The sequence below is a fragment of the Rhodococcus sp. IEGM 1341 genome (genome assembly GCF_030056895.1).
In the GTDB taxonomy this organism is placed as follows: Bacteria; Actinomycetota; Actinomycetes; order Mycobacteriales; family Mycobacteriaceae; genus Rhodococcoides.
The window spans coordinates 1-22,024 of record NZ_JASHKV010000003.1; the positions used below are offsets into that span (position 1 = coordinate 1).

Below are 22,024 nucleotides of genomic sequence, written 5' to 3' on the forward strand. Positions count from 1 at the left end.
CCACTCGAGGAGTACAACAAACGACTGCTCGTTGCGACGACCACGTGAACCCGTCTGGAGCTTTCACTCACGAGGGGGCGCTAGGCCACGATTCGATCCTTGCCGTCCGCGGTACCGAACGTCAAATGCTCGCCGAGGTGGAAGCGTCGCGCCGACCACGCCGCTGCGGCCGCGTCGAGGAAGTCGTCGACGGCGGGTCCTGGCGGCAGATCCGCCAGATCGACGTGTTCGCTCCATCGCATCATCGAGGCCAGTCGTTGTCCGACACCGCGGCCGGTCTTCTTCGATGAGAAGACCGTCGCCGGGGACATGGCCCGGAACGAGCATTCGGGATGTACCTCGATGTACCTGTCCCGATCGACGTCCGCATCCCGCCATGCCTTCACGGACGGCAGGATGTGCCACGTCTGCTTGCTGATCGCTTTGCCGGTGAGCTGCCGAGAAACGGCACACGCTTCGGGATACGACTCGGCGTCGAGCACGCTTGCGACCGGCGTGTGGAAGATGGAGCTGCGCGCCGTACCGAGAAACGTCTTCGCCTCCAATTCGCTGACGCGATATCCGTGCTCGGGCAACGACAGCGGCATGTCGACGCCCACCCGAGCGCAGTCCCGTGTCACCTCGAGCACCTCCGTCACCGACGCGCACGCGGTCCACGTCAATGTGGTCTCGGCCAGAACCGCGACCACCCACGCGCCTTTCGCGCCGTCCACACCGGCGAATTTCTCGGCTTCGGAGTTCACCTGTCAGACTCTAGGCATGCGCGTATACCTGGGTGCCGACCACGCCGGCCTCGAGTTCAAGAATCAGATCATCGAACACCTGACGGCGACCGGGCACGAGCCCGTCGACTGCGGTGCTTTCGACTACGACCCCGTCGACGACTACCCGGCATTCTGCATCGACGCAGCACGTCGCGTCGTCGCCGACCCGGGTAGCCGCGGCCTGGTGCTCGGCGGTTCCGGCAACGGTGAGCAGATCGCTGCCAACAAGGTGCCGGGCGCACGTTGCGCGCTGGCGTGGAGCGTCGAGACCGCCAAGCTGGCCCGCGAGCACAACGACGCTCAGCTCATCGGCATCGGTGGCCGCATGCACACCCTTCCCGAGGCCCTCTCCATCGTCGACGCCTTTCTCGGCACTCCGTTCTCGGGCGAGGAGCGCCACCAGCGCCGCGTCGACATCCTGTCCGAGTACGAACGCAGCGGCGAGGCACCCGTCGTGCCGGGAAAGCCCGAGTAGGTGCCCGAGGGGCACACTCTGCACCGACTGGCTCGGTTGCATCAACGTCGGTTCGGTGGGGCACCGGTCGAGGCGAGCAGTCCGCAGGGGCGCTTCACCTCCGGTGCCGCGCTGATCGACGGTCTCGTACTGGAGAAGGCCGAGGCCTGGGGCAAGCATCTGCTACACCGATACGAGTCGGATCTGATCGTGCACATCCACCTCGGCCTGTACGGGAAGTTCACCGAACAATCCTTGCCGCTGAACGATCCGGTGGGTGCCGTGCGGTTGCGCATGGTGGGGGAGAAGTACGGAACCGACCTGCGCGGACCCACGGCCTGCGAGATCTACACCGACGAGCAGGTCGACGCCCTGGTGGCGCGCCTGGGCCCGGACCCCCTGCGCAAGGACGCCGACCCGGACGGGGCATGGGCCCGAATCTCCAAGTCGCGCACGGCAATCGGAACCTTGCTGATGGATCAGAAGGTGCTCGCCGGCGTCGGAAACGTCTACCGCGCCGAAATTCTGTTCCGGCACGAGATCAACCCGATGCGACCGGGCAAGGACCTCGATCGAGCGGAGTGGGACGCGATCTGGCTCGACCTCGTGGAGCTGATGAAGATCGGTGTTCGACGCGGTCGCATCATCACCATTCGGCCCGAGGACGATCACGGCGACACCTACGGTGCGCGGCGACCGCGCTCGTACGTCTACCGCAGGCAGGGATATCCCTGCCGGGTGTGCGGAGCCGACATCCTGCACTCGGTGATGCAGGCGCGAAACCTGTTCTGGTGCCCGGTCTGTCAGGCGACCTAGAAACCGCCGAAGTCGCCGCCCCCGCCGAAATCGCCTCCGCCGTCGAACATGCCACCGCCCCCGTCGTCCATGGCGCCGTATTCCGTGTCGCCACCGAGGTCGTCGCCGCTACCGCCGTCCGAACCGTCGGCTCCCGTCTCGCCGCCGGCCGCGGTCTCGGCCGGAACGCCGGCCATGCCGGAGAACATCGCCGAGAACAGGAACATCGATCCCATTCCCCATGCACCGGCGACGAGGGCGGGACGCCACCACGGCTCGGAGTACCAGCCCGCGGGCACCGGACGGCCCGCGACACGGCCACCCGGGTAGTAGTTGGGGGTGCGATCGGACGGATCCGGTGATGCCGCGATCACACGGCCCTCGAAGTCGACCTTGCGTTCTTCGGTGACGCGACCTGCCTGTTGCTGGCCGTCGATGCCCTGCACCTCCGGGCCGGGATCCATGCCCATGGCCAGTCGTGCGGCGCGGATGTAATAGAGGCCCTCGAGCGCGGTCTGTTTGGCCAGTCTGGCTTGTTCGGGGGTGGTGGCCTGGTCGATCTGCGAACCGGCAGCGATGTTGCGTTCGGACGCATCGGCCAGGGCCTGCTTGGACGGTGTGTCGGTGCCGATCAGGTTGTAGACCTGACCGCCCAGGCGTTCGATCGACTGGCGGGCATCGGCCTTGGCGTCGGCCAGCGCGGTTTCGGCGGCCGCAGCCGAGTTCTTCTTGCTTCGCAGGACCAACAGGGCCACTGCGGCGACGACGATGACGATCAGGATTATTTCCACTGCGGGCCTTCCGCCGACGGTGCATGCCCGGTTGTACGGACAATTCGGACACCGTCCAGAGTACGCGGACACGAAAAAGCCCCGCACTGACAGTGCGGGGCTTCTCGATGGAGCCGATGACGAGAATCGAACTCGCGTAGCCTGTTTGGAAGACAGGGGCTCTACCATTGAGCTACATCGGCGTGCAAACAACAGTCGTGGGATCGCCAGTTCCGTCGCCTGCGTTTCAAGACTGTACCCAACGCCGACGCAGGATTCCAAACCGGCCCGCCGCGACCGGTTCCGCCGAACGTCATCGGTGGGGCGCCCATGGGGGGCTACTATCGGTTGCTGTTCAATGGTGTGGGTACGACGGGGTGTGGCGCAGCTTGGTAGCGCATCCGCTTTGGGAGCGGAGGGTCGCAGGTTCAATTCCTGTCACCCCGACAAATGAGGGCCGCAGGCACGGTTCGCCGTGTTCGCGGCGGGCGAGGTAAGACCGCAAGCCAGCACCGTAAGCACCACCAGCAAGCAAGAATTACCCAAAGGAGCATGTTCCGTGAAGAGCACCGTCGAGCAGCTGAGCCCGACGCGAGTCCGTATCAACGTTGAGGTGCCCTTCGAGGAGCTCAAGCCTGATTTCGACCGCGCGTACAAGGCTTTGGCTCAGCAGATCCGCCTCCCCGGCTTCCGTCCCGGCAAGGCTCCGGCCAAGTTGCTCGAAGCGCGCGTCGGCCGCGGGGCAGTTCTCGAGCAGGTCGTCAACGACGCTCTTCCCGCCCGTTACTCCGAGGCCGTGACCAACGAGAAGATCAAGGTCATCGGCCAGCCCGAGATCGAGATCACCAAGATCGAGGACGGCACCGAGCTCACGTTCACCGCCGAGGTCGACGTTCGTCCCGAGATCGATCTGCCCGACTACTCGACCATCAGCGTCGTCGTCGATCCGCTCGAGATCAAGGACGAGGCCGTCGACGAGCAGCTGCAGTCGCTCCGCCAGCGTTTCGGCACCCTGACCGGTGTCGATCGTCCCGTCCAGTCGGGCGACTTCGTCTCGATCGATCTCTCGGCCACCGTCGACGGCGAGAACGTCGAAGAGGCAACCGCGAGCGGACTGTCCCACGAGGTCGGCTCCGGCCAGCTCATCGACGGACTCGACGACGCGATCATCGGCGTCTCCGCGGACGAGTCGAAGGAGTTAACCTCGACCCTGGTCGCCGGTGAGTACGCAGGCAAGGAAGCCGTCGTCACGGTCAAGGTCGTGTCCGTCAAGGAGCGCGAGCTGCCCGAGGCCGACGACGAGTTCGCCCAGCTGGCCAGCGAGTTCGACACGTTCGACGAACTGCTCGCCGACCTGAAGACGCGCGTCGAGCGAGTCGCGAAGGTCGAGCAGGCCGGTCAGATCCGCGACAAGGTGCTCGAGACCCTGCTCGACACGCTCGAGATTCCGGCTCCTGAGGCCGTCGTCAAGGCCGAGGTCGATTCCCAGGTGCACGAGGCCATCCACGGCCTCGACCACAACGAGGAAGCACTGGCCGAGCTGCTCGAGTCGCAGGGTTCGAGCCGCGAGGAATTCGACAAGGACGTCAAGGAAGGTGCCGAGAAGTCGGTGCGTACCCAGCTCCTGCTCGATGCGATCGCCGAGGCCGAGAACACGCAGGTCGGGCAGGAAGAGCTCACCGAGCGGATCATCTTCCAGGCGCAGCGCTACGGCATGCCGCCCGAGCAGTTCATTCAGCAGGTGCAGCAGGCCAACCAGCTCGGTGCCGTGTTCGCCGATGTCAAGCGCGGTAAGGCGCTGGCTTCGGTCGTCGAGCGCGTCAACGTGACCGACACCACCGGCGCGACCGTCGACACCGCAGAGCTGTTCGGCAGCCCCGCCGATGCTCCCGACGAGGTCGAAGCAGCAGATTCTTCCGAGGGCGAACAAGAGAAGTAACGCTCACAGCGAACGACGGCGGTTCCGGGACTCCGGAGCCGCCGTCTTTCGTTAGTGTCTGTGTCAGGAACCAACGATTTGTTATGGAAAAGGCAGGTACCGTGACTGTTCAGAATCCGGCGGCTTCGCACCAGCAGAGTCCCGTCATGACTTCGGCTGCAGCAGGGCTGAATCTCAGCGACTCCGTGTACGAGCGTCTGCTTCAAAACCGCATCATTTTCCTCGGTACCCAGGTCGACGACGACATCGCCAACAAGTTGTGCGCTCAGATCCTGCTGCTTTCGGCCGAGGACCCCACTCGCGACATCGCGCTGTACATCAACTCGCCCGGTGGCTCGGTCACCGCGGGTATGGCCATTTTCGACACGATGGAATTCGCCGAGTGCGACATCGCGACCTACGGAATGGGTCTGGCGGCCTCGATGGGTCAGTTCCTGCTCTCGGCCGGTGCCAAGGGCAAGCGTTACGCCCTGCCGCACGCGCGCATCATGATGCACCAGCCCTCGGCCGGTATCGGCGGCAGCGCCTCCGACATCGCCATCATGGCCGAGCAGTTCGCGCACACCAAGCGCGAGATGGCAGAGCTGATCGCCCTGCACACGGGTCAGACCGTCGAGCAGATCACCGAAGACTCCGATCGTGACCGCTGGTTCACGGCGCAGGCCGCCAAGGAATACGGGTTCGTGGATCACGTCGTCAGCCGTGCGCGGCAGGCCGGCGGAATCGGCGAGTAATTCGGCCGCTCCCGGCGACCCTCGATCACTTACATCTTGGAGAAACGATGACAAACCTGTTCGACCCCAATCAGCTGCCGTCCTCCCGATACATCCTGCCTTCCTTCGTCGAGCACTCCAGCTACGGCGTGAAGGAATCGAACCCGTACAACAAGCTGTTCGAGGAGCGCATCATCTTCCTCGGCGTCCAGGTCGACGACGCGTCCGCCAACGACGTCATGGCGCAGCTGCTGGTGCTCGAGGGCCTCGATCCCGATCGAGACATCACGATGTACATCAACTCGCCCGGTGGATCGTTCACCTCGCTGATGGCGATCTACGACACGATGCAGTACGTCCGTGCCGATGTCGCGACCGTCTGCCTCGGCCAGGCTGCGTCTGCCGCGGCCGTCCTGCTCGCCGCCGGCACTCCCGGTAAGCGTGCAGCACTGCCCAACGCGCGCGTGCTGATTCATCAGCCTTCGAGCGGTGGAATTCAGGGCCAGGTGTCCGACCTGGAGATCCAGGCCGCCGAGATCGAGCGCATGCGTCGACTCATGGAGACCACCCTCGGCCGCCACACCGGCAAGGATCCCGACGTCATCCGCAAGGACACCGATCGCGACAAGATCCTCACCGCGGAACAGGCCAAGGACTACGGGATCATCGACACCGTGTTCGAGTACCGCAAGCTCTCTGCCCAGAAGTAGCAGAGCGACCACCACCGGTCGGACCGTGTAGGTCCGGCAGAAGAATCCGACGCCGGGTGTGAGTGCAGAACTCCACCCGGCGGTCGCGATCGGCGACCCGAATGGCGCAATCGGTGAAATCGGGTGGCGAATCACCGGAAACAACCCGCCCATGTTCGGCGAACACGGGTACCGTCGCATCCAAGAACTCGGTCGACCGAAGTCGGCATGACGACAGACCGAGAAGTAGCCCACGAAGGTTTCGGCCACACCCGGTCGGCGTGGGTCGTACGCGGACAAGGAAGTAGGAACCTCCGAATGGCACGCATCGGTGACGGTGGCGATCTGCTGAAGTGCTCCTTCTGCGGTAAGAGCCAGAAGCAGGTCAAGAAGCTCATCGCTGGACCAGGGGTGTACATCTGCGACGAGTGCATCGACCTGTGCAACGAGATCATCGAAGAGGAATTGGCCGAATCGAGCGAAGTCAAGCTCGACGACCTCCCCAAGCCCTCCGAGATCAAGGATTTTCTCGAGAACTACGTGATCGGTCAGGACGCTGCCAAGCGCACATTGGCCGTTGCGGTCTACAACCACTACAAGCGCATCCAGGCCGGTGACAAGGCGCGCGACGTGCGCGGCGAATCCGTCGAACTGGCGAAGTCGAACATCCTGATGCTCGGACCGACGGGGTGCGGAAAGACGTACCTCGCGCAGACCCTGGCGAAGATGCTCAACGTGCCCTTCGCCATCGCCGACGCCACCGCCCTCACCGAGGCCGGATACGTGGGCGAGGATGTCGAGAACATCCTGCTCAAACTGATCCAGGCCGCGGACTACGACGTCAAGCGCGCCGAGACCGGCATCATCTACATCGACGAGGTCGACAAGATCGCTCGCAAGAGCGAGAACCCGTCGATCACGCGCGACGTGTCCGGCGAAGGCGTGCAGCAGGCGCTGCTCAAGATCCTGGAAGGAACACAGGCCAGCGTGCCGCCGCAGGGCGGTCGTAAGCATCCGCACCAGGAGTTCATCCAGATCGACACCACCAACGTGCTCTTCATCGTGGCCGGTGCGTTCGCCGGACTGGAGAAGATCGTGTCCGATCGGGTCGGCAAGCGTGGGCTCGGATTCGGAGCCGAGGTTCGCTCCAAGGCCGAGATCGACACCCAGGATCACTTCGCCGAGGTCATGCCCGAGGATCTGATCAAGTTCGGTCTGATTCCCGAGTTCATCGGTCGACTGCCGATGATCGCGTCGGTGACGAACCTGGACAAGGAATCGCTCGTGACGATTCTGTCGGAGCCGAAGAACGCGCTGGTCAAGCAGTACCGACGCCTGTTCGACATGGATGGCGTCGAGCTCGAGTTCACCACCGAGGCCCTCGAAGCAATTGCCGACCAGGCGATTCTCCGCGGAACCGGTGCCCGTGGACTGCGCGCCATCATGGAGGAAGTTCTGCTGCCGGTGATGTACGACATCCCGAGCCGCGACGACGTCGAGAAGGTCGTCGTGACTGCCGAGACGGTGAACGACAACGTGCTGCCGACCATCGTGCCGCGCAAGCCCGAGCGTCCGGAGCGCCGCGACAAGTCCGCCTGATACGGCCGATCGACCTGCTGGACAACGACGAATCCCCGACCTCATCCGCGAGGTCGGGGATTTTTCGTTTTCGTCGTAGTCAGCCGATGATCACGGCGTGCGCACCGGGGGCGGCGGTCACTGCGGGAAATCGGCTCGATACCAGCGGGTCGTGGCCGGGTACGAAAATGCCGGGGTCGGCGGCGAGCTCACGGATGCGATCGAAGGCCCCGTACATGTCCGGCAGCGCGTGCAGGATCGCGAACGGGCTCTCGTCCTCGATGTTCTCGTAGAAATGACTGGCGTCCGAGGCCAACACCACCGGGCCGCGGTCGGTGTGCACTCTGACCACTTGCATGCCTGCGGTGTGTCCGCCGACGGCGTGTACCGACAGCCCTGGGAACAGGTCGAGATCGCCGTCGACGAGGTCGAGCCGGTTGCCGCGATCGGCGGTTCGGATGTGCTCGGTGTCCGCTTGCGAGTGCAGCCACTGTTCTCGCGTGATGCGGGCGGCCCACGGCCCGGTCCAGTATTCGAGTTCTCGGCGCTGCACCACGTATCGCGCAGTCGGGAGATCCGCGACGACCCCGGTGTGGTCGTAGTGCAGGTGAGTCAGGATGCACGTGTCGATGTGATCCGGTGTCAGCCCCAGTTCGCCGAGCAGCTCGATGGGTGACCCGTGATAGTCGAGCCCGTCCATCGAATCGGCTGTGGACCGGGACATGCCGGCGTCGATCAGCACCGTGCGGGTCTTCGAGACAGCGAGCCACACGTAGTAGGCGACCGTCTGGATTTCGGTGCTGCGCTCGTCGCGTTGGTGAAAGAGATTGCTGCGCAATGCCGTTCGACTGGCATACTGCAGGGCGAGCACCGTCCAGGTGCCCGCCGCTGCAGGTCGAAGTGCGTCGATCACGATCTCGGTCAGACCGACGCGGCGCGTGCGCTGTCGGTGGTGCGAGTCCGAAGACCGAGCTCGTCGGTGGGGGTACGGAACGTCTCCTTCGACGTGGCGACGATGACGACGTTGATGGTGCAGAAGACCGCGGTGACGATCGCGACGGGTAGCCACGCGCCGACCTCGGCTCCGGCGATCGCTCCTGCGATGGTCGGCGCGAATCCTGCGATGGCGAAGCCGATCTGGGTTCCCAGTGCGGTTCCGGTCAGGCGAACCCGGGCCGGGAACATCTCACCGTAGAACGAGGGCCAGACGCCGCCGGTGGCGCTGTGCACGAAGCCGAACATCACGATGCCGAAGACGAAGATGAGGACGTAGTTGCCGCTCGAGATCGACCACAGGTAGCCGAACATCAGGATCGCGCAGCCGATGGAGCCGAACAAGAACACCGGCTTGCGGCCGATGCGATCCGACAGGGCGCCGAAGAAGGGCAATGCGAAGAGGGCGACGACGTTGGCGAGAACGCCCACCCACAGCATCGGGGTGCGCTCGAGGCCGACGGTGTTGACGGCGTAGGACAGCGCGTAGACGGTGAAGATGGTGCTGACCGAGGCGATCATGGCGGCTAGCATGACGCGAACCACGGCCGGTCGATGCTCGCTGAGCAGTTCGGTCACGGGCAGGCGCTGCGGTTCGGTGGACGCCACTTCTTCCTCGAAGACCGGGGTCTCGTCGAGCGAGCGGCGGATGACGAAGGCGGCGACGACGACGAAAGCGCTGAGGAAGAACGGGATTCGCCAACCCCAGCTGAGCAGTGCTTCCTCAGGGAGCATGGCGACGGGCAGGAACACTGCGGTGGCGAGAATCTGCCCGCCCTGGGTGCCGCTGAGGGTGAAGCTGGTGAAGAACGCGCGCCTGTCGTCCGGGGCGTGTTCGAGCGTCATCGAGTTGGCCCCGGCTTGCTCACCGCCGGCCGAGAATCCCTGGCACAAGCGAAGCAGCACCAGGATGATGGGCGCGGCGATGCCGATGGATTCGTACGAGGGCAGGACACCGACGCCGAGGGTGGCGATACCCATCAGCAGGACGGTGGCGACCATGACCTTCTTGCGTCCGTAGCGATCACCGATGTGGCCGAGGACCAGTGCGCCGAGCGGCCGTGCGAGGTATCCGACGCCGAAGGTGGCCAGGGCCAGCAGGGTTCCGGTCGCCGGGTTGGAGCCCGGGAAGAACACGCGGCCGAAGACGAGTGCAGCTGCGGTGCCGTAGATGAAGAAGTCGTAGTACTCGAGGGCGCTGCCGACCCATGCGGCGGTCGCCGCTTTGCGCGGGTTCGCCCCGGGGCGAAGCGGCGTCGGGTGGGAGCCAGGGGTGTGCGAATCCATCGTTCTCGTGTCTCTCTTCGTGAGGCGGGGGAGCTCGGGCGCTGGTCGACGACGCTTTCTCGGCGATCGGACCGCTAATGTACTAAATGGTTAACACCGGGTGCCCCTGAATACTGAACGTGATCCATGCCACGTGTCAACCCCCGAAGTGACGAGACCTACCGCGCAAACGCGAAAATCAGCGAGAAGGCGAGGTCAGGAACGCGATGATCATGTCGCCGAGCATGGCGCGCAGGCGCTCGCGATGCTGGGGGTCGGTGAGGTCGCGGCCGAAGAGGGCCTCGAAGGTGTACCGGTTCGACAGACGGAACACGCAGAAGCTGCTGATCGTCATGTGCACGTCGAGGGCATCGACGTCCGTGCGGAAGACCCCGTCGGCCTGTCCACGCTCGAGGATGCTCGACAGCAGTTCCGCGGCGGGATTGCCGAGGTTGCTCAATGCCTCGGATCTGGAGATGTGTTCGCCGCGCAGGATGTTCTCGGTGGAGACCAGACGGATGAAGTCGGGATTCTCCTCGTGATGGTCGAACGTCAGGGAGGCGATGGCCCGAATGGCTTCGACCGGTCCGAGGCCCTCGACGTCGACGTCTCGTTCACGCTCGCGAATGCGCAGGTAAGACCGTTCGAGAACGGCCTTGTACAGGCCTTCCTTGTCGGTGAAGTAGTAATACAGCATCCGCTTCGTCGTATGCGTGCGCTCGGCGATCTCGTCGATGCGCGCCCCGGCGAAGCCCTTGTCCGCGAACTCCTCGGTGGCCACCTCGAGGATGTTGTGTCGGGTCAGGTCGCTGTTGCGTCGACGCTTGACGGTGGGTCCACTGCTGTCGTCGGACGTGTCGGTTGCGCGCGGAGCCATGGATCAACTCTATCGGTGCCGATTGCGGCAAAAGGGTTGGGCGCGAGGCGGAGGCGTAGTACCGTCGAGCTAATTCACCAACTCGTACATTAGGCCCGAGGAGATCGACATGCCGGAATCCCTGCTCTGCGGACTGATCGGGACGGGCATCGGCAAGTCGCTCACTCCCGCGATGCACGAACGGGAGGGTGCCGAGCACGGGCTGACCTACCAGTACCGGATCATCGATCTGGACAGCCGTGGACTGACCGTCGAAGATCTGCCCCGTCTCGTCTCGACCGCCGCGGACCTCGGATTTCGAGGACTCAACATCACGCACCCGTGCAAGCAGCGCGTCATCTCCACTCTCGACGGGCTCTCCGAGGACGCCGCCCGACTCGGAGCCGTCAATACCGTCTTGTTCGCCAACGGCCGTGCCGTCGGCCACAACACCGACTGGTCCGGATTCGACCGCAACTTCGGTCGCGGATTACCCGGTGCCGACATCGGTGAGGTGGTGCAACTCGGTGCCGGGGGAGCAGGGGCGGCCGTTGCCTACGCGATGGCCCGACGCGGCGCAGGCAGGCTCACTCTCGTCGATGCCGATCCGCTTCGGGCGCAACAACTCCGAGATTCCCTGTCGGTGATGTTCCCGGACGTCGACATTGTCTCGGCAGGCCTCGACCGGCTCGCCGCCGTCCTCGACACCGCAACCGGCCTGGTGCACGCCACCCCGATCGGAATGGTCGAACACCCCGGATCTGCTGTGCCCGAGGCACTCCTGCATCCGCGGATGTGGGTGGCCGAGGTCGTGTATCGACCGGCCGAGACCGAGTTGCTCGCTGCCGCATCCCGAGTCGGGTGCCGAACGCTCAGCGGAACCGGAATGGCAGTGTTCCAGGCCGCCGACGCATTCGAGATATTCACCGGACGCATCGCCGACGCCGATCGAATGATCGCGCACATGAGCGCGTTGATCGCGCTGGAGGATCGCGCCGCCGCAGGTGTTCTCGCATGACGCACATCGCCACATCGGTGGCAACGGTATCGCTCAGTGGTTCGCTGGACGAGAAAATGCGTGCCATCGCCGATGCGGGGTTCGACGGCTTCGAGGTGTTCGAGCCGGACTTGATCAGCTCTCCGGATCTTCCCGCGGACATCGCGAAGAAGGCAGCCGACCTCGGTCTGACCCTCGATCTGTATCAGCCCTTTCGCGACGCCGACTCGGCCGATCCGGAACAGTTCGCCCGCAACCTCGTTCGCGCCGAGCACAAATTCGACGTCATGGAACAGTTGGGGTGCGATCTGCTGTTGGTCTGTTCCTCGCCGCTGGCCGGTGCCGTCCGTGACGACGCCCTGCTGGTCGAACAGATGGCAACCCTCGCCGAGCGTGCGCATCGGCGCGGAAGGCGCTTGGCGTACGAGGCGTTGGCGTGGGGTGCCCACGTGAACACCTACCGCCATGCCTGGGACATCGTCCGGCAGGTCGATCATCCCGCTCTGGGAACGTGCCTCGACAGCTTCCACATCCTGTCCCGCGGAGACGATTCCGCAGGCATTCGAGAGATCCCCGGCGAGAAGATCTTCTTCCTCCAGCTGGCCGACGCGCCGCACCTGGTGATGGACGTACTGCAGTGGAGCAGGCACCACCGGTGCTTTCCCGGGCAGGGCAGCTTCGATCTGGCGCGGTTCGGTGCCGATGTCGCTGCCTCCGGGTACTCCGGCCCGTGGTCGCTCGAAATCTTCAACGACGTCTTCCGGCACTCCGACACCGGCCGCACGGCATCCGACGCGCATCGGTCGCTGCTGTACCTCCAGGAGCAGGTGCGCGACGTCGAAACACCCTCTGCCGGTAACGATCTCTTCGCGCCGCCACCGCCCGGTCCGATCGAGAACGTCGTCTCCCTGCGAATCGCGGCAGGGCCTGCGAAGGCAGCGCAACTGGGTACGACACTGCGACACCTTGGCTTCGATCTGACCGCAGCACACAGCGAACACGGACTCAGCCTGTTCACGCAGGGGCCGCTGGCGGTCGCCGTCGACACCACGGTGGACACGCTGTGGACCGCGCCCGGCGTTCCGGCTCACCTACCGGCGTTGGCCCAGATCGGGATTCGCAGCGAGCGGCCGGATCTGTGGCTGACTCGGGCTCGTGCGCTGGGAGTCACCGCGTCCACCGTCTCCATGCCCGGCGTGGCCGACGCCACCGACGCAGTGGTACGTCTGGCCGTGACCGGTGCGACGTCGCTGGACCTCCGTACCCGCCACAGCGCGGGTGCCTGGCAATCGGCATTCGACCTGGCACCCAAGGTGGTGCAGGAGAACCGGGCGTGCGTCTCGCACGTGGATCACATCGCCCTCGCCGTGCCTGCCGAGAGCTGGGACGGCGTGATGCTGCTGCTGCGCTCGGTGTTCGGAATGGTGCCACACGAGGGCCAGGACGTCGTCGACGCGATCGGCCTGGTTCGTAGCCGAGCACTCACCCTCGCCACGGCCAACGGCACGATCCGGCTTTCGCTCAACATGGTTCCCGGCCGCCCGTCGGACTCGGACCCTCTGCCCGCGGCCCGGCGCGGAGGCGTCGGACATGTGGCATTCGGGTGCGAGGACATCTACGCCGCTGCCAGTGCAATGACCGAACGTGGCCTCACCCCGCTGCGGATCTCGCCCAACTACTATCGCGATCTCGACGCGCGATTCGGACTCGGCTCCGAGACATTGGACGCGATGCAGCGCCTCGGGATCCTGTACGACGCGGACGGGACCGGCGGTGAGTTCTTCCACTTCTTCACCGAAACCGTGGGTGACGACCTGTTCTTCGAGGTGGTCCAGCGAGTGGGTGGCTACGAGGGCTACGGGGAGACCAATTCGGCTGTGCGACTGGCGGCGCAACTGCAGTACTGATCGGTGATCAGCCGATTCGCTCGAACACCGCCGCAAGTCCCTGTCCGCCGCCGATGCACATGGTCTCGAGTCCGTAGCGGACTTCCCGTCGGTCCATCTCGCGCAACATCGTCGCCAGGATGCGGGCTCCGGTGGCGCCGACGGGATGGCCGAGCGAGATGCCGGAACCGTGTGGGTTCAGCCGAGGATCGTCGGCCTCGATGCCCCACGACCGGGTGACGGCGAGAGCCTGAGCGGCGAACGCTTCGTTGAGTTCGATGATGCCCATGTCGTCCAGGCTCAATCCGAGGCGTCCGAGCGCTTTCTCGCTGGCCGGTACCGGTCCGATACCCATGGTGCGCGGAGCGACTCCGGCGACACCCCAGCCGGCCAGTCTGGCCAGTGGCCGAAGACCCAGTGCTGCAGCCTTTTCCGGGGTGGTGACGATCGCGATGGCGGCACCGTCGTTCTGTCCGCTGGCATTTCCGGCCGTGACCGTCGACTCGGGGTCGATCGACGCACGAATCGCCTTCAACTTCGCCAACGACTCGACGGTGGTGTCGGCACGCGGATGCTCGTCGGTGGTGACGAGTACCGGATCCGATTTGCGTTGGGGGACCGACACTCCCACGATCTCCTCGGCGAACACGCCGCTGTTCTGCGCAGCGACTGCGCGCTGGTGAGACTGCACTGCGAGTGCGTCCTGATCGGCGCGGCCGATCGAGAGTTCCGCGCGCAGATTCTCCGCGGTTTCGATCATGCCACCGGGAACCGGAAAGTTCTTGCCGCCCGCGGTCACTCGCGCTCGGGCGAGTCGATCTGACAGGGCCACGGCCTCGGCCTTGACGCCCCAGCGCATGCCGGTGGCGTAGAACTCCGTCTGACTCATGCTCTCGACGCCGCCCGCCAGAACCAGATCGTTGCCGCCGGACTGGACCTGCATGCACGCCTGCAGTACTGCTTGCAGACCGGAGCCGCAGCGTCGGTCGACCTGCATTCCGGGGACGTCGATACCCAGATCTGCATCGAGCGCGGCGATGCGTCCGATCGCGGGTGCGTCGCCGTTGGGGGATGCCTGACCCAGGATGACGTCGTCGATGTCGGCACCGGAGATGCCGGTTCGGGCAACGAGTTCGGCGATGACGGTGGCGGCCAGGGCCTGGGCGGAGATATCGCGGAACTGACCGCCGAAGCGGCCGACCGGGGTCCGAAGGGGTTCGCAGATGACGGCTTCAGGCATGGGTGGTTCCTCGTCTGTCGTTGGGTCCGGTACTCACCCGGAGCAGGTCGGTCTCGATGGCGCGGGTGGCGTCGAGCAAGGCCGGGAGTAGTTCGGTGCGGACTGCGTCGGCGGTATGACGCGCAGCCTGGGTGGAGACGTTCGCCGCAGCGACGACCGTCCCGTTGCTGTCGTGGATGGGAGCCGCGATCGATCGCAGGCCCTCTTCGAGTTCCTGATCCACCAGACAGAAACCGTCGGTCCGTACGCGTTCGAGTTCGCGTCCGAGGGCGTCGGCAGTGGTGATCGTCTTCCCGGTGAGCGGAGTCAGCCGGACTCGATCGAGGTAGGCGGCGAGTTCGTCGGCCGGTAGACCGGCAAGCAGCACTCGTCCCATCGATGTCGCGAATGCAGGGAATCGGGTGCCGATGTTGATGCCCACGGTCATGATGCGGCTGACCGGAACTCGGGCGACGTACACGACGTCGTCGCCGTCGAGAATCGAGACCGAGGACGATTCTCGGACCCGTTCGGCGAGAGCTTCCAGATGCGGTCCCGATACTTCCGGAAGGGACAGGCTCGACAGGTAGCTGTAGCCCAGTTCGAGCACCCGCGGGGTGAGCCAGAACATGGAGCCGTCGGTACGGACGTAGCCGAGTTCGACGAGTGTGAGCAGGAACCGCCGGGCGGTGGCGCGGGTGAGGTCGGTTGCTCGGGCGACATCGGAGAGTGTTCGACCCGGATGCTCGGCGTCGAAGGCTCGGATCACCGCGAGGCCCCGGCCGAGCGACTGGACGTAGTCCGAGGACGGCGGCGGTGATTCCGCGGGGTTCACGAGGTACCCGATTCGGTCTCGGCCGAGGACTCGGCGATGGCTGCGTTCGCCAGAGCGAAGGCGCTGTTGCTGTTCGGAACACCCGCGTACACCGCGGTGTGCAAGAAGACTTCGGCCAGTTCGTCCGGTTCCAGTCCGGCGCGCAGCGCTGCGCGGATGTGCATGTCGAGTTCGTGCTGATTGCCCACCGCCGTCAGGATCGCCAGGGTCAGCAGTCTGCGGGTGTGGTGATCGAGACCCGGTCGGTTCCAGATGTCACCCCATGCGGTGCGGGTGATGAAATCCTGGAACGGTGCGGTGAACTCGGTGCGGCCGGCGATGCTGCGGTCGACATGCGCATCGCCGAGGACGCTGCGCCGCACCGTCATACCGGCATCGTGGGCCGCTGCGCGTCCGACGGTATACGCGTCCGACCCGATGTGTGCGGCAACCGCCGCGGTGACGGGACCGGCTTGCTCCACGTTGGCCAGATGAGCGGCCGGGTCGAGAACCCGGAACGTCGATCCGGTGACGCCGTCGGCGATGATCTTCAGGTCCTCGGGGGTGGTCGAGGGATCCTGCCGGCCCGCGATCACCAGGGTCGGGGCGGTGATCCGGTTCAGATCCGATCGAGAATCCCACTCGGACAACGCCTCACAGCATGCTGCGTAGCCCTCGTCGGACGTGTCGGCGATCATCCGGCGATGCCGCTCGACGAGACCGGCGTCGCGAGCGGCCAGTTCGGGGGTGAACCAACGCTCGAGTACGGCATCGGCCAGCGACGCCGTGCCCGCCGCTCGGACCGCCGCGGCACGGTCGAGCCACTGCGCCGGCTCACCGAACTTAGCCGAGGTGCACAGCAGCGTCAGAGTCCGTACTCGCTCCGGGCGATGGATGGCGAGCCACTGCGAGACCGCACCGCCGAGGGACAGACCGACGAGGTGCACACGGTTGACCTCGAGTGAATCCAGCAGCGCCACCACGTCCTCGGCGAGTTCGGCCACCGAGTAGGGACCGGGTGGCACCGGTGATCGTCCGTGCCCGCGAAGGTCGACGGCGAGAACGTGAACGGCGGCGGACAACGCTGCGATCTGCGGGTTCCACATCGATCGGTCGGAGCCGAGCGAACCGATCAGCACGACGGTCTCCGCGTCGGCGCTCGGTCCTTCGATGCGTTCGTGAGCAAGTGCGACAATCATCGTGAATCCTTCGAATCTGTGGTGTGTTCGGTGTCGAGGTCGTGCTCGGCGAGGATCGCGTCGACCAGCTCGGGTGCGTGGCCGAGATACGCGGCCGGGTCGAGTAGTTCGCGCACCGTCGACGGTGGAAGGAATGCTGTGATGGCAGGGTCGCTGTCCAGCGGCGCTCCCGTCGCGCATCGCGCAGTGACGATTTCGCGGGCCTGCTCGGTGTGCGCTGCCAATGCCGCGGTGACACGTTCGGCGAGCAGCGCTCCGCCCGTCGCGTCGAGATTACGGGCCATTTCCTCGGGATGAACGTGCAACCCGCTCAGGCTCTGCGTGATTCGGTGGGCGGCACCACCGGTGAGGCGGAGCAGATCGGTGATCGTCTCCCACTCGGCATGCCACGCTCCAGCGGCGCGCTGGTGTTCGTGGTCCATGTTGGAGAGCACGGTGGCCACTGCACCCGGGACCCGCCGGGCCGCAGCGCGAGCCGTGACGGCGGCAACGGGATTGCGCTTGTGCGGCATCGCCGACGATCCGCCCGGCGCGTCCTCCGACACCTCGCCCAGCTCGGTGGCGGACATCGACACGATGTCCCCGGCGATCTTGCCGATCGTTCCTGCTGCGACACCCAACGAGCACGCAATATCGGCAATGGCGGTGCGGTCGGTGTGCCAGGGCGCGGTCTGTCGAGCCAACCCCAGTTCGACGGCGAGCGCGGCGGCGATGGCCGGTCCATGTGGATGCACGGCGGCGAGAGTGCCTGCAGCGCCGCCATACTGGACGGTGCATGCGCGTCGAACGGCTGCGACTCCTGTCCGCGCGCGGCGCAGCCCCGAGAACCAGTTCGCAGCCACCAGGCCGAAGGTGGTGGGCAAGGCCTGCTGGCCGAGAGTGCGGGCCGCCATCGGGGTGGTGCGATGGGTCAGGGCGAGACTTCTCGCGGCCGCACTTGCAGCGTCGAGCGAGGCCTCGATCACACCGAGCGCGTCGCGGGAGAGGAGCATCAGCGCGGTGTCCATGATGTCCTGGCTGGTGGCCCCGGGATGCACTGCCGTGGCAGGAACCTCGGCCTCGGCCACCTCGTTCCGAAGAATCTTCACCAGCGGGATCACCGGATTACCCCCGGCCGCGGCATCTGCTCCGAGCCGCGCGATGTCCAGGTTCGCCCCGAGTTCGGTCGCAGTGGTGGTGACGATCTCGGCGTGACCGGTCTCCACGAGACCGACCGTTGCTGCGGCCCTCGAGAGCGCCGCCTCGACGGCGAACATCGCTGTCACCCAAGCCCGGTCGCCCACGAGCGGTGCGAGCGCGTCGCTACCGAACGTCGGATCGAACAGTGCCCCTCGCTCGGATTCCATCGTCCCCTCTCGCCATCGGTGTGTCACAGCGCGAAGAACGGAGTCTCGTCGCCGTCCGGATCGGTGTTCTGCAGCACGATGTCGAGGTGGTACCCACCGTGCACCGGTGCTGCGACGAGTCTGGCACGCTTGTGCTCCGGCACGGCGGACAACACCGGATCGAGCTCGTTGGCCTCGGCCTCGTCGGGAAAGTACACCCGCGTCACGACCCGCTCGAGCATCCCGCGGGCGAAGATCCCGACGTCGATGTGCGGTGCCTCCACAGCACCGTTCTCGGCGGGAAGCGGTCCCGGCTTGATCGTCGTGATCGTCATCGTTCCGGTCTCGTCGGCGAACGCTCGCCCGAAGCCACGAAAGCCCGTGATGCGAGACGGCACCGCGCCACGCGGATCGTCGGGGTGATCGAACCGGCCGTCGGCATCGGCCTGCCAGGTCTCGATCATGGCGTCGGACATGGGGTTTCGGGCTCCGTCGATCAGTGTGAACGACACGGTGATCTCGCCTTCGGTGCCCGGCGGCACCACGTTTTCGCCGTCGGGCCACAACAATCCGATGTGCACGTACGGGCCCACGGTCTGCGAGGGGGTCTGCCCGAAGGAGGCGGTGGTGAAATCGGCTCCGGCGACCACGGGGTAGCGCGGGGCGAACTCGGGATCAGTCATCGTGGTCGTCTTCCTCGAAGGGGGTGGCGTTTCGGCCGCGGAGCACGATGTCGAATCGAAATCCGAGGGCCCAGTTGTCCTGTGTCGCCTCGTAATCGAACGCGCCGATCATTCGGGCCCGCGAGTCCTCGGGGGCGGCGTTGAAGATCGGATCCTGGAAGAACATGGGGTCGTCCGGGAAGTACATCTGTGTCACGAGGCGCTGGGTGAACGCCTGACCGAACAGGGAGAAGTGAATGTGAGCGGGCCGCCATGCGTTGTGGTGATTGCCCCACGGATACGCGCCCGGCTTGATCGTGGTGAAGCGATACCTGCCCTGGGCATCGGTGAGAACGCGACCGGTGCCGTTGAAGTGCGGGTCCAGTGGTGCGGGCCACCGGTCACCGGTGTGTCGGTATCGACCGCCTGCATTGGCCTGCCACACCTCGACGAGGGTGTTCGGAATCGCCTTGCCGTCGCTGTCGAGCACCCGGCCGTGCACGATGATCCGCTGCCCCTGCGCCTCACCGTCGTTCGCCAGGGTGAGGTCTGCGTCGGCGGCGGTGACTCGTCCCTCGCCCAGCACCGGTCCGGTGATCTCGGTCAGTCGCTGGGGGAGCAGGGTCAATGGCTGTGCCGGATGCCGAAGGGCGGTGGTCCGGTACTCGGGGAAGTCGCGTGGGGCATGGACACCCGATTGGTCCCGGTACTCGGGCGGGAGATGAAGCATCGACGGTTCCTCACGATCGTGGGTGATCTACGCAACAGCCAGAATAGCGAAGTGTTCGCATTGTGGCAAACTGTTCATATGTCGCACAGAATGCTGTAGCGTGCATCTCATGTTGGATAAAGTCGTGGCCAGCGCCACCGAAGCCGTAGCGGACATCCCTGATGGGTCCTCGATCGCCGTCGGGGGATTCGGATTGGTCGGAGTGCCGGAAATACTGATCGACGCTGTACTCGCGCAGGGTGCGACAGATCTGGAGACCATCAGCAACAACTGCGGAACCGATGGCTTCGGTCTCGGCGTTCTGTTGATGCAGCACCGCATTCGGAGAACCATCAGCTCCTACGTGGGCTCGAACAAGGAATTCGCACGGCAGTACCTGTCCGGCGAACTCGAAGTCGAGCTCACTCCGCAGGGCACGCTCGCCGAGCGACTGCGCGCAGGCGGCGCCGGGATCCCCGCGTTCTTCACCCCCGCAGGCGTCGGCACACAGGTCGCCGACGGGGGATTGCCGCTGCGCTACGACGGTAGCGGCGGAATCGCACTGGCAAGTCCACCGAAGGAGACACGCGAGTTCGACGGCGTCACCTACGTGATGGAACGCGGGATCGTCGCAGATTATGCGCTCGTGCACGCGTGGAAGGGGGACCGTCACGGGAACCTGGTGTTCCACGCCAGTGCGCGAAACTTCAATCCGCCTGCGGCGGAGTCGGGGCGCATCACCATCGCGCAGGTCGAGCATCTCGTCGAACCGGGTGAGATCGGACCCGACGAGGTGCACACCTCGGGTATTCACGTACAGCGGGTGGTCCACGTCGGACCGGTCGAGGTCGGCATCGAGCAGAGGACGGTACGAGCATGAGCGAGAAGATGACCCGCGAACATATGGCGGCACGGGTAGCGCAGGAACTCAGCGACGGTCAGTACGTCAATCTCGGCATCGGCATGCCGACGCTCGTGCCCAACTACATCCCCAACGACGTCTCGGTGATCCTGCATTCGGAGAACGGAGTGCTCGGCGTCGGACCGTATCCCACCGAGGACGAACTCGACGCCGAGATCATCAACGCGGGCAAGGAGACCATCACGGTCCTTCCCGGTGCGTCCTACTTCGATTCCGCGCAGTCGTTCGGAATGATCCGCGGCGGCCAGGTCGACGTCGCCGTTCTGGGGGCGATGCAGGTCAGCGCCACCGGTGATCTGGCGAACTGGATGATTCCCGGGCACATGGTCAAGGGCATGGGTGGCGCGATGGATCTGGTGCACGGAGCGCGACGCGTCATCGTGATGATGGAGCACGTCTCTCGCAAGGGCGAGCCGAAGATTCTGGAGCAGTGCACCCTGCCGCTGACCGGTAAGGGCTGCGTACACAGGATCATCTCGGACATGGCCGTTCTCGACGTCACCGAGAACGGTCTCCGTCTCGTCGAGACCGCACCGGGTGTGTCCGTGGACGAGGTCAGGAACGCGACCGCGGCCGAACTACTGGTCGACGTCGGTCAGGAGTGGAGCCTGCGGAACGACTCAGGCACTACCGTCTGAGACGAGAACGCGGTCGGCGTGGGAGTAGATGTTCATCGACCGGCCGCGGAGGAAGCCGATGACCGTCAGACCGGATTCGGTCGCGAGGTCGACGGCCAGCGAGGACGGGGCCGAGACCGCCGCGAGAATCGGTATTCCGGACATCACCGCCTTCTGGGCCAACTCGAACGAGGCGCGGCCGCTGACCATCAGCACCGTGCCCTGCAGGGGAATTCGATCGTTGGTCACCGCCCAGCCGACGACCTTGTCGACGGCATTGTGGCGTCCGACATCCTCACGCAGGACGAGCATCTCGCCGTCCGCAGTGAACAGGGCGGCGGCGTGCAGGCCGCCGGTCGCATCGAAGACCTTCTGCGCAGCCCGCAACGTGTCGGGTAACCCGGTGAGAGTGTCCGACGTCACGACGACGGAATCGGCCACGGGGGAATGCTTGGTGCGCAAGCGAATCGCGTCCAACGATCCCTTGCCGCACACCCCACACGAGGACGTCGTGTAGAAGTTGCGTTCGACGCCGGTCTCGGGCGGAGCGACTCCCGCGGCCAGGGTGACATCGAGGACGTTGTAGGTGTTCGCGCCCTCGTCGTCGACTCCGTCGCAGTAGCGAGCCGCTGCGATGTCGGCTCCCGAGGCGATCACACCCTCGGTCAGCAGGAAGCCGTGAACGAGCTCGACGTCGTGGCCGGGAGTGCGCATGGTGACGGCCAGCGCTGCGCCGTTCACCCGCAACTCGAGCGGCTCCTCCACCACGAGAGTGTCCGGACGTTCGACGCGGTGCTCACCTCGGAGTCGGACAACGGGCCTGCGGGTGGTGATGCGGCCCATCAGTATCGGCCGGA

22 protein-coding genes and 2 tRNA genes are annotated in these 22,024 nt (G+C 65.4%); 11 read left to right on the forward strand and 13 right to left on the reverse strand.

Annotation, left to right across the window (positions count from 1 at the left end; all coding sequences use genetic code 11):
- Positions 1 to 80: 80 nt before the first annotated feature.
- Positions 81 to 743: a DUF429 domain-containing protein gene (locus QM615_RS09420; protein ID WP_283347288.1), complete on the reverse strand. Its 663-nt coding sequence runs from the start codon at positions 741 to 743 to the stop codon at positions 81 to 83.
- A 16-nt stretch (positions 744 to 759) separates the two neighbouring features.
- Between QM615_RS09420 and QM615_RS09425 the strand changes: the two genes are divergently transcribed.
- Positions 760 to 1,239, forward strand: coding sequence for a ribose-5-phosphate isomerase (locus QM615_RS09425; protein WP_283347289.1), 480 nt, complete (start codon positions 760 to 762; stop codon positions 1,237 to 1,239).
- Positions 1,240 to 2,034, forward strand: coding sequence for an Fpg/Nei family DNA glycosylase (locus tag QM615_RS09430; protein WP_283347290.1), 795 nt, complete (start codon positions 1,240 to 1,242; stop codon positions 2,032 to 2,034).
- On the opposite strand, the gene QM615_RS09435 is transcribed toward QM615_RS09430, so the two are convergent.
- The gene (locus QM615_RS09435) at positions 2,031 to 2,804 is read right to left on the reverse strand and encodes a DUF1542 domain-containing protein (protein WP_283347291.1); all 774 of its coding nucleotides are present in this window, start codon (positions 2,802 to 2,804) and stop codon (positions 2,031 to 2,033) included. The genes QM615_RS09430 and QM615_RS09435 overlap by 4 nt on opposite strands.
- A 108-nt stretch (positions 2,805 to 2,912) precedes the next feature.
- Positions 2,913 to 2,986 (reverse strand) — tRNA-Gly (locus tag QM615_RS09440).
- Between the two features lie 170 nt (positions 2,987 to 3,156).
- Here QM615_RS09440 and QM615_RS09445 point away from each other — a divergent pair.
- The 5 genes from QM615_RS09445 (at position 3,157) to clpX (ending at position 7,723) form a co-directional block, all read left to right on the forward strand.
- Positions 3,157 to 3,230, forward strand: a tRNA-Pro gene (locus tag QM615_RS09445).
- A gap of 112 nt (positions 3,231 to 3,342) precedes the next feature.
- Positions 3,343 to 4,722, forward strand: coding sequence for a trigger factor (gene tig / locus QM615_RS09450; RefSeq protein WP_283347292.1), 1,380 nt, complete (start codon positions 3,343 to 3,345; stop codon positions 4,720 to 4,722).
- An 83-nt stretch (positions 4,723 to 4,805) separates the two neighbouring features.
- On the forward strand, positions 4,806 to 5,456 hold the full coding sequence (locus QM615_RS09455; protein WP_082898933.1) for an ATP-dependent Clp protease proteolytic subunit: 651 nt from the start codon (positions 4,806 to 4,808) through the stop codon (positions 5,454 to 5,456).
- Positions 5,457 to 5,503: 47 nt separating this feature from the next.
- Positions 5,504 to 6,145 (forward strand): ATP-dependent Clp protease proteolytic subunit, encoded by a 642-nt coding sequence (locus tag QM615_RS09460; protein WP_008715342.1) that lies wholly within the window; start codon positions 5,504 to 5,506, stop codon positions 6,143 to 6,145.
- A gap of 297 nt (positions 6,146 to 6,442) precedes the next feature.
- Entirely contained in the window at positions 6,443 to 7,723 is a 1,281-nt protein-coding gene (clpX, locus tag QM615_RS09465; protein ID WP_032394600.1) for an ATP-dependent Clp protease ATP-binding subunit ClpX, read from the forward strand.
- Positions 7,724 to 7,802: 79 nt separating this feature from the next.
- On the opposite strand, the gene QM615_RS09470 is transcribed toward clpX, so the two are convergent.
- The 3 genes from QM615_RS09470 to QM615_RS09480 form a co-directional block, all read right to left on the reverse strand.
- Positions 7,803 to 8,615 (reverse strand): N-acyl homoserine lactonase family protein, encoded by an 813-nt coding sequence (locus QM615_RS09470; RefSeq protein WP_283347293.1) that lies wholly within the window; start codon positions 8,613 to 8,615, stop codon positions 7,803 to 7,805.
- An 8-nt stretch (positions 8,616 to 8,623) separates the two neighbouring features.
- Entirely contained in the window at positions 8,624 to 9,982 is a 1,359-nt protein-coding gene (locus tag QM615_RS09475) for an MFS transporter (protein ID WP_149406248.1), read from the reverse strand.
- 178 nt (positions 9,983 to 10,160) lie between these two features.
- Entirely contained in the window at positions 10,161 to 10,838 is a 678-nt protein-coding gene (locus QM615_RS09480) for a TetR/AcrR family transcriptional regulator (RefSeq protein ID WP_283347294.1), read from the reverse strand.
- A gap of 109 nt (positions 10,839 to 10,947) precedes the next feature.
- Between QM615_RS09480 and QM615_RS09485 the strand changes: the two genes are divergently transcribed.
- Positions 10,948 to 11,835 (forward strand): shikimate dehydrogenase, encoded by an 888-nt coding sequence (locus tag QM615_RS09485; protein WP_283347295.1) that lies wholly within the window; start codon positions 10,948 to 10,950, stop codon positions 11,833 to 11,835.
- The gene (locus QM615_RS09490) at positions 11,832 to 13,721 is read left to right on the forward strand and encodes a sugar phosphate isomerase/epimerase and 4-hydroxyphenylpyruvate domain-containing protein (protein ID WP_283347296.1); all 1,890 of its coding nucleotides are present in this window, start codon (positions 11,832 to 11,834) and stop codon (positions 13,719 to 13,721) included. Before QM615_RS09485 ends, QM615_RS09490 begins: the two co-directional genes overlap by 4 nt.
- A gap of 7 nt (positions 13,722 to 13,728) precedes the next feature.
- On the opposite strand, the gene QM615_RS09495 is transcribed toward QM615_RS09490, so the two are convergent.
- The 6 genes from QM615_RS09495 to pcaH are packed head-to-tail and all read right to left on the reverse strand — an operon-like array spanning position 13,729 to position 19,649.
- Entirely contained in the window at positions 13,729 to 14,940 is a 1,212-nt protein-coding gene (locus QM615_RS09495) for an acetyl-CoA C-acetyltransferase (protein WP_149406244.1), read from the reverse strand.
- The gene (locus QM615_RS09500; RefSeq protein WP_149406243.1) at positions 14,933 to 15,754 is read right to left on the reverse strand and encodes an IclR family transcriptional regulator; all 822 of its coding nucleotides are present in this window, start codon (positions 15,752 to 15,754) and stop codon (positions 14,933 to 14,935) included. The genes QM615_RS09495 and QM615_RS09500 overlap by 8 nt, the downstream gene beginning before the upstream one ends.
- On the reverse strand, positions 15,751 to 16,932 hold the full coding sequence (gene pcaDC, locus QM615_RS09505) for a bifunctional 3-oxoadipate enol-lactonase/4-carboxymuconolactone decarboxylase PcaDC (protein WP_149406242.1): 1,182 nt from the start codon (positions 16,930 to 16,932) through the stop codon (positions 15,751 to 15,753). Before pcaDC ends, QM615_RS09500 begins: the two co-directional genes overlap by 4 nt.
- Positions 16,929 to 18,278, reverse strand: a complete 1,350-nt coding sequence (pcaB, locus tag QM615_RS09510; RefSeq protein ID WP_149406241.1) for a 3-carboxy-cis,cis-muconate cycloisomerase — start codon at positions 18,276 to 18,278, stop codon at positions 16,929 to 16,931. Before pcaB ends, pcaDC begins: the two co-directional genes overlap by 4 nt.
- A 23-nt stretch (positions 18,279 to 18,301) precedes the next feature.
- Complete coding sequence (gene pcaG / locus QM615_RS09515) at positions 18,302 to 18,940, reverse strand: protocatechuate 3,4-dioxygenase subunit alpha (RefSeq protein WP_149406240.1); 639 nt, start codon at positions 18,938 to 18,940, stop codon at positions 18,302 to 18,304.
- Positions 18,933 to 19,649, reverse strand: a complete 717-nt coding sequence (gene pcaH / locus QM615_RS09520; protein WP_068052499.1) for a protocatechuate 3,4-dioxygenase subunit beta — start codon at positions 19,647 to 19,649, stop codon at positions 18,933 to 18,935. Before pcaH ends, pcaG begins: the two co-directional genes overlap by 8 nt.
- Positions 19,650 to 19,758: 109 nt before the next feature.
- Between pcaH and QM615_RS09525 the strand changes: the two genes are divergently transcribed.
- Entirely contained in the window at positions 19,759 to 20,508 is a 750-nt protein-coding gene (locus QM615_RS09525; RefSeq protein ID WP_179272194.1) for a CoA transferase subunit A, read from the forward strand.
- A complete protein-coding gene (locus QM615_RS09530) occupies positions 20,505 to 21,188 on the forward strand; it encodes a CoA transferase subunit B (protein ID WP_149406239.1) in 684 nt (227 codons plus the stop codon). The genes QM615_RS09525 and QM615_RS09530 overlap by 4 nt, the downstream gene beginning before the upstream one ends.
- Here the strand turns inward: QM615_RS09530 and fdhD are convergent.
- Positions 21,171 to 22,010: a formate dehydrogenase accessory sulfurtransferase FdhD gene (fdhD, locus tag QM615_RS09535; RefSeq protein WP_149406238.1), complete on the reverse strand. Its 840-nt coding sequence runs from the start codon at positions 22,008 to 22,010 to the stop codon at positions 21,171 to 21,173. The genes QM615_RS09530 and fdhD overlap by 18 nt on opposite strands.
- Positions 22,011 to 22,024: the final 14 nt, after the last annotated feature.